Source organism: Pantoea sp. Morm, assembly GCF_016643525.1.
In the GTDB taxonomy this organism is placed as follows: domain Bacteria; phylum Pseudomonadota; class Gammaproteobacteria; order Enterobacterales; family Enterobacteriaceae; genus Pantoea; species Pantoea dispersa.
The window spans coordinates 1-15,369 of the sequence record NZ_VOQX01000097.1; the positions used below are offsets into that span (position 1 = coordinate 1).

The following is a 15,369-nucleotide window of genomic DNA, read 5'->3' on the forward strand; positions in this document are numbered from 1 at the left end:
ACTTTGCCACGGGGAGAGGGAGAAAACCACAGCGGCCTTCTGCCGCGGGGAGAGGGAGAAAACCACAGCTGTCCTCTGCCACAGGGAGAGGGAGAAAACCACAGCGGCCCTCTCCCACCGGGGTACAGGCAAGTCCCCTCTCCCCATGGGAGAGGGTTAGGGTGAGGGTGAAGGCAACCTGATTACTTACCGGTCGGGCGCAGAGCCGGGAACAGGATCACGTCACGAATGGTGTGGCTGTTGGTGAACAGCATGACCAGACGATCGATACCGATGCCCAGACCCGCAGTCGGTGGCAGACCATGCTCCAGCGCGGTGACGTAGTCTTCGTCGTAGAACATCGCTTCGTCATCACCGGCGTCCTTCGCGTTAACCTGCTGCAGGAAACGCTCGGCCTGATCTTCCGCATCGTTCAGCTCGGAGAAGCCATTACCGATTTCACGGCCGCCGATGAAGAACTCAAAGCGGTCGGTGATTTCCGGGTTCTCGTCATTACGACGCGCCAGCGGTGACACCTCTGCCGGATACTCGGTGATGAAGGTTGGCTGAATCAGGTGCGCTTCGGCGGTCTCTTCGAAGATCTCGGTCACCACGCGGCCCAGACCCCAGCTCTTCTCCACTTTGATGTGCAGCGCATTGGCAATCGCCACGGCTTTATCAAAGTCATCCAGATCGGCGAGGTCCGTTTCCGGACGGTATTTCTTGATCGCTTCACGCATGGTGAGCTTCTCAAACGGCTTGCCGAAATCGAAGGTGTGCTCACCGTAAGGCACTTCCGTCGTGCCCAGCACGTCCTGCGCCAGGGTACGGAACAGACTCTCGGTCAGTTCGATCAGATCTTTGTAATCCGCATACGCCATATAGAGTTCCATCATGGTGAACTCTGGATTGTGGCGCGGCGAAATCCCTTCATTACGGAAGTTACGGTTGATCTCAAACACGCGATCGAAACCGCCAACCACCAGACGCTTCAGATACAGCTCCGGCGCAATACGCAGGTACATGTCGATGTCGAGCGCGTTGTGATGAGTGATGAACGGACGCGCGGATGCGCCGCCAGGAATCACCTGCATCATCGGCGTTTCTACTTCCATAAAGTCGCGGTTAACCATGAACTGACGAATGCCGGCCATGATTTGTGAGCGAATTTTGAAGGTCTTACGCGAATCGTCGTTGGAGATCAGGTCAAGGTAACGCTGACGGTAACGGGTTTCCTGATCGGCGAGGCCGTGGAATTTGTCCGGCAGCGGACGCAGCGCTTTGGTCAGCAGGCGCAGCTCAGAGATATGGATCGACAGCTCGCCGGTTTTGGTTTTGAACAGCTTACCGCGCGCGCCGAGGATATCGCCGAGATCCCACTTTTTGAACTGCTCGTTATAGACGCCTTCCGGCAGATCGTCACGCGAAACGTAGATCTGGATCTGACCGCCCACATCCTGCAGGGTGGCGAACGACGCTTTACCCATGATGCGGCGGGTCATCATACGACCGGCTACGCTCACCTCAACGCCGAGCGCTTCCAGCTCGTCGTTCTCTTTGCTGTCATAGTCGGCATGCAGACGATCGGAGGTGGTGTCACGGCGGAAATCGTTAGGAAACGCCACGCCCTTTTCACGCAGCGCGCTGAGTTTTTCGCGACGCGCTTTCAGTTCGTTGTTTAACTCAAGGGCGGCATCAGCGCTCTGCGGTTGTTGTTCAGACATGTCGGTTCCTTATAGCCCTGCTTTTAAACTTGCTTCAATAAAACGGTCAAGATCGCCATCCAGTACGGCCTGGGTGTTACGCGTTTCTACGCTGGTACGCAGATCCTTGATGCGCGAATCGTCAAGAACGTATGAACGGATCTGGCTGCCCCAGCCGATGTCCGACTTGTTCTCTTCCGCCGCCTGCTTGTCGGCATTCTTCTTCTGCATTTCGTATTCATACAGCTTGGCACGCAGCTGTTTGAAGGCCTGATCTTTGTTCTTATGCTGCGAGCGGTCGTTCTGGCACTGCACCACAATGTTGGTCGGCAGGTGGGTAATACGCACCGCTGACTCGGTTTTGTTAACGTGCTGACCACCAGCACCCGAGGCGCGATAGACGTCGATACGCAGGTCGGCCGGGTTGATTTCGATGTCGATGTTGTCATCCACTTCCGGGTAAATAAATACCGAACTGAAGGAGGTGTGACGACGACCGCCGGAGTCGAACGGGCTCTTACGCACCAGACGATGAACGCCGGTTTCGGTACGCAGCCAGCCGTAAGCGTAATCACCGATGATTTTGATGGTGGCTGATTTGGTACCGGCCACTTCGCCTTCGGACTCTTCGATGATCTCGGTTTTGAAGCCTTTGGCTTCCGCCCAGCGCAGATACATGCGCAGCAGCATGCTGGCCCAGTCCTGCGCTTCGGTGCCGCCAGAGCCGGCCTGAATATCCATGTAGCAGTCGGCGCTGTCGTATTCGCCGGAGAACATGCGGCGGAACTCCAGTTCACCCAGCTTCACGTCCAGCGCGTCCAGCTCGACTACGGCTTCGTTAAAAGTCTCTTCGTCGTCGGCTTCAACCGCCAGCTCCAGCAGACCCTGCACGTCTTCCAGCCCCTGCTGCATCTGGTCGAGCGTTTCAACTACCGCTTCCAGCGAGGCGCGCTCTTTGCCCAGCGCCTGCGCGCGTTCAGGTTCGTTCCAGACGTCCGGCTGTTCCAGCTCGGCGTTTACTTCTTCGAGGCGTTCTTTCTTGGCATCGTAGTCAAAGATACCCCCTAAGAACGCTGCTGCGCTCGCTGAGGTCCTGGATACGATTTTTGACCGGATTAATTTCAAACATGGCTTTTCAGTCTTTTTTGACGATTCGGTGAGAGGAGATAAAAGTAACGCGCTAGTTTACCCGAAAGCGCGCCTGGTTTGTAGCTTTGCACATCAATGGCTATACCGCGTATGAACCGGCAGAAAATAATTGCGTCAGTTCTGGAAACCGGCAGGTAGCGTGGTTGCCAGAAATCCCGCTGTCACTCGCCACCTACGCGGTGCGCCTTCAGAATTTTCCTACATAATCACGGCAATAAACGCCAGCTGGCGTCATTAAAACCCATGATTTCTCAAACAAAATCATTAAAACTCCACCATCAGAAATGTCTGGTTCGAAGCGTGATATAGCGCGATTAGCCTGCGCAATGCTGCGCTGTCCTGGCCATCAATCGGCCAGTACGCACCTTATCCTTTCTGCACCCTGGCGGAATCTCAGGGGTTCGTGCTTCATCTTTTGCGTTCTGTCTGTCAGCCACGTTGCTCAGGAGTATTCGTGACAGGGAAAGACTGCATTCAGGCCCGTTAACGTGAACGGGCGACAACATGCCCTGAGAGGCATGAGGAGTTGCCATGCATTATCCTGTTGTTACTTTTCGATCCTCACCGCGCCTGCTGGCGCTGATCATCCCGTTTCTGCTGAGCGCCTGTGGTGGCGGCGGCGGTGGTAGCGGCGGCAGCAGCACCCTGACCCCGGTCACGCCGGTTGTTGAACCTGCGGTGCCGGCCACGGCCGCCAGCAATAAAGTAGGCATCATTGACTCTGGTCTGGCCCCGGGCCGCAGCGAAATTAATTACGCCAACGTGAATTTCTCCAGTTATGTCGACAGCAACACCGCGCTGAATGACAACATGGGAATCAACGGCCACGGCACGCTGGTGGCGATGACGCTGCTGGGGCTGTCGCCTGACAGCGCGCTGTATGTGGCACAGGCATCACAAAATAACATTTTCAGCTACGACAATACTGCGCGCGCCGTGCAGGGATTAGTGGCACAGGGCGTACGCATCTTCAATATGTCCTACGGTTCGCAGGAGCGCCTCACCAGCCAGCAGGCGTTAACCGATGCGCGCCAGCGCTATCAGTCGCTGTATCAGGGGCTCAACGCGGTGGCTGCGGCAGATGGGCTGGCGGTGATGATCACCGGCAACAACAGCGGCGCCACGCCGGCACCGGACGTGCTGACACCGCTGATGTATAACGACCCGCAGCTGGCGCGTAATCTGCTGGCGGTCACCGGTATCCTGAGTCATACCGGTTATGACCTGCCGGGCCGCGCAGCCGGCACCGGACCGTTTGACGCCTGCGGCGCGGCCGCCGCGTGGTGCCTGACCGCGCCGGGCTATACCGATTACCTGTATCAAAACTCCGACGGCAGCTGGGTGCAGGCGCGCAGCTACGGCACCTCGTTTGCCGCACCGCGCGTGACGGCTGCGGCCTCGCAGCTGCTGCAGCGTTTCCCGTGGATGAGCGGCCATAACCTGCAGCAAACCCTGCTGACCACCGCCACCTACCGCAGTGATGCGCACGATAACGTCGCCGACAGCGCGAACGGGCGGCCATACAATGAGACGTTCGGCTGGGGCGATCTTAACGCCGCTAAAGCCTTAAACGGGCCGGGACAATTCTGGGCAGAGGACTTCCACGCGCGCCTCGACGGCGGCCAGTATGTGTTCAGCAATGACATCAGCGGCGATCGCGGGCTGGTGCTGGACGGCAGCGAACGCGGCGGTACGCTGCAGCTGACCGGCAACAACAGCTATCAGGGTCTGACGCAGGTCTCCGCCAATAGCCTGCTGATTGACGGTGCGATTGCCGGCAATGCGCTGGTGAACGGCAGCGGCAAACTGGGTGGCAGCGGACGCATCGGCGGCAATCTGGTCAACCAGGGATCGGTTAACGGCGGCCTGCAGGTGGCGGGCAACTATCAGCAAAGCGCCAACGGTACGCTCAACGTCACGCTGAACAATCCGCTGCGCGTGACCGGCAACGCGGCGCTCGACGGCACGCTGAATCTCGCGCCGCCCTCCGCCAGCTACGTGGTGAAACAGCAGGAAACGCTGCTGACCAGCGGCGGCGGCGTGAGCGGTCAGTTTAGCCAGGTCAATATCGGCGTATTTCTCGACGGTTCCGTCAGCTATGACGCCCACAGCGTTACCGGCCAGCTAACGCGCAAGAACACCGCCGCAGCGGCACAGGCGATGGGAATCGATAGCACCAGCGCGCAGCAAACCAGCCGCAACCTGGAGCAGGCGTTTGAGCTGGCGGACCGCTGGCAGGGTCAGGCGACGCTGAGCAGTGCGCAGCAGTCAGCGCTGGCGGCCGCAGGCGCCTTCCAGACGCTGGCGGACACCCGCAGCGCACAGGCGGCGATCAACTCCCTGTCCGGCCAGGCGCATGCCTCCGGCAATGCGGTGCTGTTCAACGCGCTTGATTATCAGACGCGCCTGCTCAACAACCGCATCGATGATGCCAGCGAACAGGGGCGCTTCGGCTTCTGGCTGGAGAGCGGTCAGCTGCGCGGTTCGCTCGACCAGGACGGCTATCTCGGCAACCGCTATCGCAACACCCTGACCGCGCTGGGTGCCGACAGCGATTTTGGCCTGCCCGGCCTGCGCCTCGGCATCGCCTGGACGCACACTCAGCTTGATGCCACCTATGACGACACCGGCGGCAACAGCCAGAACAGCCTGCAGGGCGTAATGCTGTATGGGCGCTATGCGGTGACGCCAGCCTGGTACTGGCAGGCCAATCTCAGCTATCAGCATGGACGCGACAAACTGCAGCGCCTGGTGCTGCTGGACGAGGCCGCGCCGGTCTCCTCTTCCGCCCGCACTGACAGCTGGCAGGCAGCGTTACAGAGCGGCTATCGCTGGACGCTGCAGGAGGATTATCGCATTGAGCCCTATCTCGGCTGGCGTGAAACCGGCCTGCAAACCGGCAGCTTCAGCGACAGCGGCAGCGCGTTTGGTCTGCAGGGCGACGGCGACAGCTATCGCCGCAGCGTCGGTTACGGTGGCCTGAATCTCAGCGCGCGCCAGGACTGGTCGGCGGGCTGGTGGAGCATGCTGAGCCTGTACGGCGAATACCAGTACGCGTTCAGCAATCCGTCGATGGACGTCAGCGCGCGCTGGAGCGGCTTCGGCAGCGGTCAGCAGAGCTTTACCATTCCGGGTATGCAGCTCGATCGCCGCTCGCAGTGGTTTGGTGCGCGGGTTGATCTGGTGCAGTCGGCACGCGCGCGGCTGTTTCTGCGTGCCGACCGCCACGTGGCCGATCGCGGCGATGAGAAGGTGCTGCGCGGCGGTGTCGACGTCACGTTCTAAAGGTTACGACTGTGGCCAGATATGGTCGATGATCAGCTGTACCGAGCGATTGCCGCGGTATTCGTTGATATCCAGCTTGTAGGCCAGCTGCACCTGACGCACGCTGCTGTCTGGCCACAGGCTGGTGTCCACGTTAAAGGCGATACCATCCAGTAACGGGCCGCCGCCCAGCGGCTCGACCATCACCTTAAGGTGACGCTCGCCCACCAGACGCTGCTGCAACAGCTTAAACTGACCGTCGAACACCGGCTCCGGAAACGCCTGGCCCCAGGGGCCGGCTTCCCGCAACATTTCCGCAGTGTGCAGGGTAAACTCCTGCGCATGCAGTTCGCCATCGGACCAAATCACGCCCTGCAGCGCCTCGCCCTCCAGCCATTCGTCGATCAGCGCGGCAAAGCGCTGGCGGAACTCATCGTACTTCGCCTCTTCCAGCGACAGCCCCGCCGCCATGGCGTGCCCGCCAAATTTGATGATCAGGCCGGGATAGAGCGTGTCGATGCGTTCCAGCGCGTCGCGCAGGTGCAGCCCGGCAATCGAACGGCCAGAGCCCTTCAGCGTGCCGTCACCGGCCGGCGCGAAGGCGATCACCGGGCGGTGGAAGCGCTCTTTCAGGCGTGACGCGAGGATGCCAACCACGCCCTGATGCCACTCCGGGTGATAAAACGCCAGCCCGAGCGGCAGATCGCGATGCTGGCGCTCCAGCTCATCGCACAGCGCCAGCGCCTCGCTCTTCATGCCCTGCTCAATCTCTTTGCGCGTCTGATTAAGCGCATCAAGTTCGCTGGCCAGCATGCGCGCCTGGGCAATATCTTCCGTCAGCAGCAGCGCAACGCCAACCGACATATCGTCCAGCCGGCCGGCAGCATTGAGGCGTGGCCCGACGGCAAAACCGAGGTCGCTGGCCGCCAGCTGACGCGCATCGCGGTTAGCAATCTCCAGCAGCGCGCGGATGCCGGCACGGCATTTGCCGGCGCGGATGCGGCTCAGCCCCTGCCACACCAGAATGCGGTTGTTGGCATCCAGCGGCACCACGTCGGCCACGGTACCGAGCGCCACCAGATCCAGCAGTTCGGCCAGATTGGGTTCACTGCGCCCGTCGCTGAACCAGTTCTGCTGACGCAGATGGGCACGCAGCGCCAGCATCAGATAAAACGCCACACCCACACCCGCCAGCGAACGTGACGGGAATGCGCTGTCGCTCAGGTTAGGGTTAACGATGGCTTCTGCCGCCGGCAGCGTTTCGCCCGGCAGGTGGTGATCGGTGATCAGTACCGGAATCCCGTGCTGGTGTGCGGTGTCGACGCCCGCGTGCGACGAAATGCCGTTATCCACGGTGAGGATCAGCTCGGCGCCACGCGCGCGCGCCTGCTCTACCACTTCCGGGCTCAGGCCATAGCCGTCCTCAAAGCGGTTCGGCACCAGATAATCGACGTTGCCGCCCATGCTGCGCAGCGCCAGTACGGTGAGCGCAGTGCTGGTGGCACCATCGGCATCGAAATCGCCCACCACCACGATACGGCGTTGCTGCTGCAGCATCTGGTGCAGCAGCGTCACGGCGCGCTCAATGCCGCCAAGGCTTTGCCACGGCAGCAGGAATTTCGCGCCGCGTTCCAGTTCGGCGGCGTCTTTGACACCGCGCTGCAGGTAGAGACGACGCAGCAGCGGCGGTAAATCATCGGGTAACTGCGCGTCGGCCTGGGCTTCACGCCGACGCAATTCTACAGAGTGCATCACTGTGTCTTAACCACCACGCTTCTGGCCGTCCAGTACCTGCTTCAGCTCCTGCGGTCCCTGGTAGCCAGGAATCATCATGCCGCTGTCGGTGAGGATGGCGGGCGTGCCCTGAATACCAAACAGAATGCCCAGCTTGTAGTGCTGGTCGAGATTGATTTTGCAGCTCGCCGGCGCATCCATTTGCGGTGCATCGCCTTTCATTGCGGCATCAAACGCCTTGTTGCGATCGGCGCTGCACCAGATGGCGGTCATGGCTTTCTCCACCTGGCCGTGCAGGCCTTCACGCGGGAACGCCAGATAGCGCACGGTGATGCCCAGCGCGTTGTAGTCAGCCATCTGTTCGTGCAACTTGCGGCAGTAGCCGCAGGTGATGTCAGTGAACACGGTGATCACGTGCTGCTCTTTCGGCGCTTTGTAGACAATCATTTCCGGTGCCAGCGCGGCGACTTTTTTCTCCAGCAGCTGATTGGTGACATTCACCGGCTGCGCGCCGCTGACATCGTACAGCGGGCCCTGAATCATGTGCTTGCCGTCTTCGGTGACGTACAGCACGCCGCTTTCGGTCATCACCGTTTTGATACCCGGCAGCGGCGACGGCTGGATTTCCGCCTGCTGCATACCCAGTTTTTTCAGTGATTGCTGAATCGCGCTGTCATCGGCATGGGCCAGCGCAGAAAAGGCGCTGACCAGCAGAGCCAGCGTCGTAACGGTTTTTTTCATCTCAAATCCTTGTTGCCGCTGCTCAGGCGCGCGGATGATGCTGTTGATGTAACTGACGCAGGCGCTCGGTCGCCACGTGCGTGTAAATCTGGGTGGTCGACAGGTCGCTGTGCCCCAGCAACATCTGTACGACGCGTAAATCGGCACCATGGTTCAGTAAATGTGTGGCAAATGCGTGGCGCAGCACGTGCGGTGACAGCTTTTCGCTGTCGATGCCGGCAAGGGTGGCATAGTGTTTGATGCGATGCCAGAAGGTCTGGCGTGTCATCTGCTGCGCGCGGTTGCTGGGGAACAGCACATCAATGGTCTGTCCGTTCAGCAGCCACGGCCGCCCGTGTTCCATATAGTGCTCCAGCCAGTAAATTGCTTCTTCACCTAATGGCACCAGCCGCTCTTTATTGCCTTTACCGATGACGCGCACCACACCCTGACGCAGGCTGACATCACTCAACGTCAGACCGACCAGCTCAGAGACGCGCAGCCCGGTAGCGTACAACAGCTCCAGCATCGCTTTGTCACGCAGTTCAAGCGGTATGTCCGTCGCTGGAGCCTGTAACAGGCGCTCGACCTGATTTTCTGACAGGTCTTTTGGCAGGCGCTGCGGCAATTTCGGCGCTGACAACAGCGCGCTGGGATCGTCACTGCGCAGCTTTTCGCGGTACAGATACTGAAACAGACGGCGCATTGCGCTCAGGGTACGCGCTGAGCTGGTGGCTTTGTAACCGCCCTCAATCCGCTCAGCCAGAAACTGCTGTAAATCAGCGGCTTCCAGCGTCAGCAGCGTGCGCTCATGGTGGTGCAGCCAGGCAGTGAGCGTCTGCAAATCCTGACGATAGGACGCCAGCGTGTTCTGCGCCAGGTTGCGCTCAATCCAGAGCGCGTCGAGAAACTGTTCTATCAGATCGCTGTCCTGCACTGTTGCCCCTCGCCGTGTGAAATCGTGCTCATTATGCCTGAAACTGGCCTGCTTCTGGTACAATTGCGCCAGAGTGAGTTTCAGTCAGAGCATTAATTGCATGAATATCGGTCTGTTTTACGGTTCCAGTACCTGTTACACCGAGATGACGGCGGAGAAAATCCGCGACTTTATCGGTGAAGAATTAGTCACACTGCATAACCTGAAAGATGACGATCCGTCGCTGATGGAGCAGTACGATCTACTGATTCTCGGTATTCCGACCTGGGATTTCGGCGAACTGCAGGAGGACTGGGAAGCGGTGTGGCAACAGCTGCCGGCACTCAATCTGCAGGGCAAAATTGTGGCGCTGTACGGCATGGGCGACCAGGTCGAGTACAGCGAATGGTTCCTTGATGCGCTGGGTATGCTGCACGAACTGCTGCTGCCGATGGGCGTGCAGTTTGTCGGTTACTGGCCGCTCGACGGCTACCAGTTCACCAGTAAAAAACCGCTGACCGCCGATGGTCAGCAGTTTGTCGGCCTGGCGCTCGACGACGTTAATCAGTTTGAGCTGAGCGAAGAGCGCGTCGAGCAGTGGTGTGAACAGATTCTGACCGAAACCGCCGCGCTGCTTTAATGCGGCATCGCGCCATCCAGCAAAAAACAGCGGGCGCGTAGCGCGCGCCACGCGTCGGGCGGCATGCTGTCGTGCAGCAGCCACAGCCGCCAGCGCTGCCCGCGACGGTTACGCAGCACCAGCAACACGCCCCACGGTAGCCAGTCTGGCTGCCGTTGCGCCTGCCAGCGTTCACCGCGCCAGTACCAGTCCCCCTTGTCATCCAGCATGATCGCTCCGCAGCGCTGCTGCAGGCGACGCGCGTTACGCCAGCACTGCAGTGTCAGCAGGATCACTACCGCGATCTGAACCCAGGCCCAGCCCGCCGGCCAGCGACAGCTCAGCAACAGCGCGCCACACAGCCCGAACAGCGTCACATTCAGCACCCGCGCGCTGCGTGACGCGTGCAGATTACATTGCCACCGGCCCGCGTTCACGGTTGCGCTGCTGAATCAGTTTCACCATGCGTTTGAACTCGGGATTGGCCGGTTCGCCGTGGTTCATCATCCAGTTAAACAGGTCCGGATCGTCGCTCTTCAGCAGCGCGACAAACACCTGTTTGTCGCTGTCGCTCAGCGAATCATACTCATATTTAAAGAACGGCATGATCGAGACATCCAGCTCCAGCATGCCGCGACGGCATGCCCACTGGACGCGCGCTTTGTCATGAATATCCATGTGTCTTCTTCCACAGCTGATAACAGTGGCGCTCAGTGTACCTGCTTTTTCGCCGCGCTGCAGGCGTGCAACCCGACGCTGCGCGCGGTGACGCACAGCAATGCCACCGGCTAAAGGGTTATCACGCGATTTGTGCGCCAGATTCCGCAAACAGGTTGCAATGGCGCACTGCTCTTTTAACATTGGTAAGCATATTACTGAATAAACCTTATTGATCAGGACGGACTCATGCCGATTTTCACCCTTCCGCCTCGCCAGCCCGCTGCGGCGTCGCGCCTGCCTTTAACGCTAATGTCGCTCGACGAGTGGGCGCTGGTATCGGTGCAGGGCAAAGACAGCACCTCTTATCTGCAGGGTCAACTGACGCTGGACGTGGCGGCGCTGGACGCAGCGCAGCATCGCCCGGCGGCGCACTGCGATGCCAAAGGCAAAATGTGGAGCAATCTGCGGCTGTTTCATCGCGGAGAAGGTTATGCCTACCTGGTGCGTCGCAATCTGCGCGAGCAGCAGGTGACCGAACTGAAGAAGTATGCGGTGTTCGCCAAAGTGACCATTGCGGCCGATGATGACGCGGTCCTGCTCGGCGTTGCCGGTTTTCAGGCGCGCGCCGCGCTGGCTAACGTTTTCGCCACGCTGCCGGATGCCACAACCCCAGTGGTGCAGCAGGATGACACCACCCTGCTGTGGTTCGCCGAGCCAGCCGAGCGTTTTCTGCTGGTCACCACGCCGGCGCAGGCCGAAGCGCTGCAGCAGAAGCTGGCCGGGGAAGCGCAGCTGAATGACAGCACGCAGTGGCTGGCGCTGGATATTGCGGCGGGCGTGCCGGTGATCGACAGCGCCACCACGGCGCAGCTGATTCCGCAAGCCACCAACCTGCAGGCGCTGGATGCCATCAGCTTTAAAAAAGGCTGTTATACCGGCCAGGAGATGGTGGCGCGCGCCAAATTCCGCGGCGCCAATAAACGTGCGCTCTACTGGCTGGCGGGCAGCGCCAGCAAAGTACCGGACGCGGCCAGTTCGCTGGAGTTGCAGATGGGCGACAAATGGCGTCGCACCGGCACGGTGCTGAGCGGCGTACAGCTGGATGATGGCAGCGTGTGGGTGCAGGCGGTGCTGAACAACGATCTGGAGCCGGACAGCGTGCTGCGCGTTGAAGGCGATGAAAGCGGTAAGCTGACCATCCAGCCGCTGCCCTATTCGCTGGAAGAGTAACGGTTACGGCTGGTATGCCGCAGGGTCGCCATCAGTGGCGACCCATGCCGTCTACATCACGTAAAAATAGATGGCGCAAAAGTGCAGCACGCTGCCGCCCAGCACGAAACCGTGCCAGATGGCATGATTGTACGGGATACGGCGCGACACATAGAAAATCACCCCGAGTGAATAGACAATCCCGCCCGCCGCCAGTAGCCAGACGCCGCCGGCCGACAGTTTGGTTGCCAGCTGATAAATCACCACCAGCGACAGCCAGCCCATGCTGAGATAGGTCACCAGCGACAGCACTTTAAAGCGATGCGCGATGGTCAGCTTAAAGATGATGCCCGCCAGCGCCAGACTCCAGATCACCACCATCAATCCCTGCGCCAGCGGCGATTGCAGCCCGACCAGCAGAAACGGCGTGTAAGTCCCGGCGATCAGCAAATAGATGGCGCAGTGGTCAAATTTCTTCAGCCAGTATTTGGCGCGCTGATGCGGAATGGCGTGATACAGCGTCGAGGCAAGGAACAGCAGAATCATGCTGCCGCCGTACAGGCTATAGCTGGTAATGGCGGTGATATTCGCCTGCATTTCAACGGCCTGGGTCAACAGCAACACCAGCCCCACGATGCCAAACACACAGCCCAGGCCGTGGCTGATGCTGTTGGCGATCTCTTCGGCCAGTGAATAGCCCTGGGCAATAAGTCGGTTCTGTACCATGGCGTCGGATTCCTGAACATCGTAACGAAAGTTGTGCTTTTTCTGTGCACCAGAGTAGCGAAGAACAATTTCAGAGTACACATGTACGCTAAAATTATTCTGTGAAGAGGTGTGACAACCCAGCGGCAAACCAATCTGTTACACTGAGGCTTCTTTTTGCCGTGAGCGCCGCCCGAATGTTTTCACACAGCGACCTGTCCCGTTTGAATGACCTTGAGATGCAGGTTTATCACTTCATCATCAAACACCGGGAAAGTGTCAGTTATATGACCATCCGCGAACTGGCGGCGCAGGCGGGCGTCTCGACCACCACGGTGCTGCGCTTCTGCCGCAAAATGCACTGTGACGGCTGGTCAGAATTCCGCATCCGTTTTCGCCTGGCGCAGGAGCAAAGCGCGCCGGTGCTGCTGCCCTCCGGCGTCGGAGAAATGCTGAGCTTTTTTAAAAGCATCAATAACGCAGAATTTGATCAGCAGATTGCCACCGCGGCGCAAATGATCATTGAGGCTGAGCACATTTTCTTTATTGGTGCCGGCACCTCAGGCAGCCTTGGCAAATATGGTGCGCGCTATTTTTCTAATATTGGTAAATTCAGTCATCACATCGATGATCCTTATTACCCGGTGAGTAAGAGCGCCTGGGAAAATGCGCTGGCGATTATTTTATCCGTCTCTGGCGAAACTGAAGAGATCCTGCGCTTTGCCAGTCAGTTCAGTCTGCATCACTGTAAAATCATCTCCATCACCAATCACGACAACTGCTCGCTGGCGAAAATGGCGGATTTCAATCTCTCCTATCATGTGCCGCAGGAGAAACTGCCTGACCGCTACGATATTACCACCCAGGTACCGGTGATTTATATTCTGGAGACGCTGGGCCGTTATATTGCCCGCCTCACGCAGGTATAAAACAGCCTGTTTTTCGGCAGTAACAAGTCACATTTCCGCGCCGGTGTTATAGCGTGACTTTGCTATTTCAGTTGTTACACTGCGGATAGTATTATTTTCGCCAACAGCGTGACGAGGTATTGAAATGAGTGAAGGATTGCAGTTACCCAGCGGATTTCTCTGGGGCGGCGCGGTGGCAGCCCATCAGGTTGAGGGCGGCTGGGATCAGGGCGGCAAAGGCGTCAGTATCGCCGATGTTCTCACCGGCGGCGCACACGGCGTAGATCGCGTCATCACGCCCGGCGTTCAGCCCGGCCAGCACTATCCCAACCATCAGGCGGTGGAATTCTATTCACACTACAAACAGGACGTGGCGCTGTTTGCTGAGATGGGTTTCAAATGCTTTCGCACCTCGATTGCCTGGACGCGCATTTTTCCCAACGGCGATGAACTGCAGCCCAATGAAGCTGGCCTGCAATTTTACGATGACCTGTTTGATGAGCTGCTGAAATATGGCATCGAACCGGTGATTACCCTGTCGCACTTTGAGATGCCATATCATCTGGTTAAAGAGTACGGCGGCTGGGCCAATCGCAAAGTGGTCGATTTTTTTGTGCGCTTCAGTGACGTGGTGATGACGCGCTATCGCCACAAAGTGAAGTACTGGATGACCTTCAATGAAATCAATAACCAGCGCAACTGGCAGTATCCGCTGTTCGGCTACTGCTGCTCCGGCGTCGTGTTCACTGAGCATGAAAAGCCGGAGCAGACAATGTATCAGGTGATGCATCACCAGTTCGTCGCCAGTGCCAAAGTGGTGAAGCGCGGCCACGAAATCAACCCGGATTTCCAGATTGGCTGCATGATCGCCATGGTGCCAGTCTATCCGTTCTCCTGCCATCCGGACGACGTGATGCGCGCGCAGGAGTCGATGCATCAGCGCTACGTGTTCAGCGACGTGCAGATGCGCGGCGCGTACCCGGCTTATACGTTGAAAGAGTGGGCGCGCAAGGGTTATCACATTACGATGGAAGCCGATGACGCCGAAACGCTGCGTCAGGGCTGCTGCGATTACATCGGTTTCAGCTACTACATGAGCAACGCGGTGGACACCAAAGCCAGCGGCGTCGACGACCCGATCACCGGCTTCGACGGCGTGGTGCCTAATCCGCACGTCAAAGCGTCCGACTGGGGCTGGCAGATTGATCCGGTCGGCCTGCGCTACGTGCTTAACGCGCTGTATGAGCGCTACCAGAAGCCGCTGTTTATCGTTGAGAACGGCTTTGGTGCCATTGATAAAGCCAATGCTGAGGGCGTAATCGAAGATGACTACCGCATTGATTATCTGCGCGCGCACATCGAAGAGATGAAAAAAGCGGTGGCGCTGGATGGTGTCGATCTGCTGGGTTATACGCCGTGGGGCTGCATCGACTGCGTCTCCTTTACCACCGGCCAGTACAGCAAGCGCTACGGCTTTATCCACGTCGATAAAAACGATGACGGCAGCGGCAGCTTTGCCCGTTCGAAGAAGAAGAGTTTCGCCTGGTATCAGCAGGTGATTGCCAGCAATGGTGAAGTGCTGTAACCGCTAATGGCGCGCGACGTATAGATGTGCGCCGCGCGCAGACAGGCTGTGAAGTGCGACTCAACGGCCGCCTGATGCATCAATAAAGCTGCCGGTGACGTAGGAAGCGGCGTCACTGGCCAGCCAGACGATGGCGGCAGCGATCTCTTCCGCCTGGCCGCCGCGCTGCATCGGCAGCGATGCCGCGAGACGATCAACGCGCCCCGGCTCGCCGCCGT

Annotated in this window: 14 protein-coding genes; 5 read left to right on the forward strand and 9 right to left on the reverse strand. The window is 59.0% G+C overall.

The window, feature by feature from the left end; translation table 11 throughout:
- Positions 1 to 182 precede the first annotated feature (182 nt).
- A complete protein-coding gene (gene lysS, locus FT726_RS22655; RefSeq protein WP_021506681.1) occupies positions 183 to 1,703 on the reverse strand; it encodes a lysine--tRNA ligase in 1,521 nt (506 codons plus the stop codon).
- A gap of 9 nt (positions 1,704 to 1,712) precedes the next feature.
- Positions 1,713 to 2,811 (reverse strand): peptide chain release factor 2 gene (gene prfB, locus FT726_RS22660; RefSeq protein ID WP_104093670.1). Its coding sequence is split into 2 segments (ribosomal slippage): positions 1,713 to 2,735 and positions 2,737 to 2,811, totalling 1,098 coding nucleotides; the frame shifts between segments, so codons are not numbered across the junction.
- Between the two features lie 551 nt (positions 2,812 to 3,362).
- Between prfB and FT726_RS22665 the strand changes: the two genes are divergently transcribed.
- A complete protein-coding gene (locus FT726_RS22665; RefSeq protein ID WP_346303481.1) occupies positions 3,363 to 6,116 on the forward strand; it encodes an autotransporter domain-containing protein in 2,754 nt (917 codons plus the stop codon).
- 3 nt (positions 6,117 to 6,119) lie between these two features.
- Here the strand turns inward: FT726_RS22665 and recJ are convergent, their stop codons facing one another.
- Genes recJ through xerD form a run of 3 tightly spaced genes read right to left on the reverse strand, consistent with a single transcriptional unit; the run spans position 6,120 to position 9,486 of the window.
- Positions 6,120 to 7,847, reverse strand: a complete 1,728-nt coding sequence (gene recJ / locus FT726_RS22670) for a single-stranded-DNA-specific exonuclease RecJ (protein ID WP_278707352.1) — start codon at positions 7,845 to 7,847, stop codon at positions 6,120 to 6,122.
- 9 nt (positions 7,848 to 7,856) lie between these two features.
- Positions 7,857 to 8,570, reverse strand: coding sequence for a bifunctional protein-disulfide isomerase/oxidoreductase DsbC (dsbC, locus tag FT726_RS22675; protein ID WP_021506677.1), 714 nt, complete (start codon positions 8,568 to 8,570; stop codon positions 7,857 to 7,859).
- Between the two features lie 22 nt (positions 8,571 to 8,592).
- Positions 8,593 to 9,486, reverse strand: a complete 894-nt coding sequence (gene xerD, locus FT726_RS22680) for a site-specific tyrosine recombinase XerD (RefSeq protein ID WP_058757089.1) — start codon at positions 9,484 to 9,486, stop codon at positions 8,593 to 8,595.
- A gap of 100 nt (positions 9,487 to 9,586) precedes the next feature.
- On the opposite strand from xerD, the gene fldB reads away from it, so the two are divergent.
- Positions 9,587 to 10,105, forward strand: coding sequence for a flavodoxin FldB (gene fldB / locus FT726_RS22685; protein ID WP_010616927.1), 519 nt, complete (start codon positions 9,587 to 9,589; stop codon positions 10,103 to 10,105).
- On the opposite strand, the gene FT726_RS22690 is transcribed toward fldB, so the two are convergent.
- A complete protein-coding gene (locus FT726_RS22690) occupies positions 10,102 to 10,521 on the reverse strand; it encodes a protein YgfX (protein WP_346303482.1) in 420 nt (139 codons plus the stop codon). The genes fldB and FT726_RS22690 overlap by 4 nt on opposite strands.
- The gene (sdhE, locus tag FT726_RS22695; protein ID WP_346303483.1) at positions 10,496 to 10,762 is read right to left on the reverse strand and encodes an FAD assembly factor SdhE; all 267 of its coding nucleotides are present in this window, start codon (positions 10,760 to 10,762) and stop codon (positions 10,496 to 10,498) included. The genes FT726_RS22690 and sdhE overlap by 26 nt, the downstream gene beginning before the upstream one ends.
- A 228-nt stretch (positions 10,763 to 10,990) precedes the next feature.
- Here sdhE and ygfZ point away from each other — a divergent pair, with 228 nt between their 5' ends.
- Positions 10,991 to 11,974, forward strand: coding sequence for a tRNA-modifying protein YgfZ (ygfZ, locus tag FT726_RS22700; protein WP_058757091.1), 984 nt, complete (start codon positions 10,991 to 10,993; stop codon positions 11,972 to 11,974).
- Between the two features lie 51 nt (positions 11,975 to 12,025).
- On the opposite strand, the gene FT726_RS22705 is transcribed toward ygfZ, so the two are convergent.
- Entirely contained in the window at positions 12,026 to 12,679 is a 654-nt protein-coding gene (locus tag FT726_RS22705) for a hemolysin III family protein (RefSeq protein WP_021506671.1), read from the reverse strand.
- 176 nt (positions 12,680 to 12,855) lie between these two features.
- Here FT726_RS22705 and FT726_RS22710 point away from each other — a divergent pair, with 176 nt between their 5' ends.
- Both FT726_RS22710 and FT726_RS22715 read left to right on the forward strand, forming a co-directional pair.
- Positions 12,856 to 13,587 carry a MurR/RpiR family transcriptional regulator gene (locus FT726_RS22710; protein WP_058757092.1) on the forward strand — a complete coding sequence of 244 codons (732 nt, stop codon included), beginning with the start codon at positions 12,856 to 12,858 and terminating at the stop codon, positions 13,585 to 13,587.
- 124 nt (positions 13,588 to 13,711) lie between these two features.
- A complete protein-coding gene (locus FT726_RS22715) occupies positions 13,712 to 15,151 on the forward strand; it encodes a 6-phospho-beta-glucosidase (protein WP_346303484.1) in 1,440 nt (479 codons plus the stop codon).
- 60 nt (positions 15,152 to 15,211) lie between these two features.
- On the opposite strand, the gene FT726_RS22720 is transcribed toward FT726_RS22715, so the two are convergent.
- A partial coding sequence (locus FT726_RS22720; RefSeq protein ID WP_346303485.1) for an SDR family oxidoreductase occupies positions 15,212 to 15,369 on the reverse strand: 158 nt, incomplete at its 5' end.

Bases quoted from the DNA above. Each gene is read 5' to 3' on its own strand.
- lysS (WP_021506681.1), bottom strand. From the start codon at position 1,703: ATGTCTGAACAACAACCGCAGAGCGCTGATGCCGCCCTTGAGTTAAAC.
- FT726_RS22665 (WP_346303481.1), top strand. From the start codon at position 3,363: ATGCATTATCCTGTTGTTACTTTTCGATCCTCACCGCGCCTGCTGGCG.
- recJ (WP_278707352.1), bottom strand. From the start codon at position 7,847: ATGCACTCTGTAGAATTGCGTCGGCGTGAAGCCCAGGCCGACGCGCAG.
- dsbC (WP_021506677.1), bottom strand. From the start codon at position 8,570: ATGAAAAAAACCGTTACGACGCTGGCTCTGCTGGTCAGCGCCTTTTCT.
- fldB (WP_010616927.1), top strand. From the start codon at position 9,587: ATGAATATCGGTCTGTTTTACGGTTCCAGTACCTGTTACACCGAGATG.
- sdhE (WP_346303483.1), bottom strand. From the start codon at position 10,762: ATGGATATTCATGACAAAGCGCGCGTCCAGTGGGCATGCCGTCGCGGC.
- ygfZ (WP_058757091.1), top strand. From the start codon at position 10,991: ATGCCGATTTTCACCCTTCCGCCTCGCCAGCCCGCTGCGGCGTCGCGC.
- FT726_RS22705 (WP_021506671.1), bottom strand. From the start codon at position 12,679: ATGGTACAGAACCGACTTATTGCCCAGGGCTATTCACTGGCCGAAGAG.
- FT726_RS22710 (WP_058757092.1), top strand. From the start codon at position 12,856: ATGTTTTCACACAGCGACCTGTCCCGTTTGAATGACCTTGAGATGCAG.
- FT726_RS22715 (WP_346303484.1), top strand. From the start codon at position 13,712: ATGAGTGAAGGATTGCAGTTACCCAGCGGATTTCTCTGGGGCGGCGCG.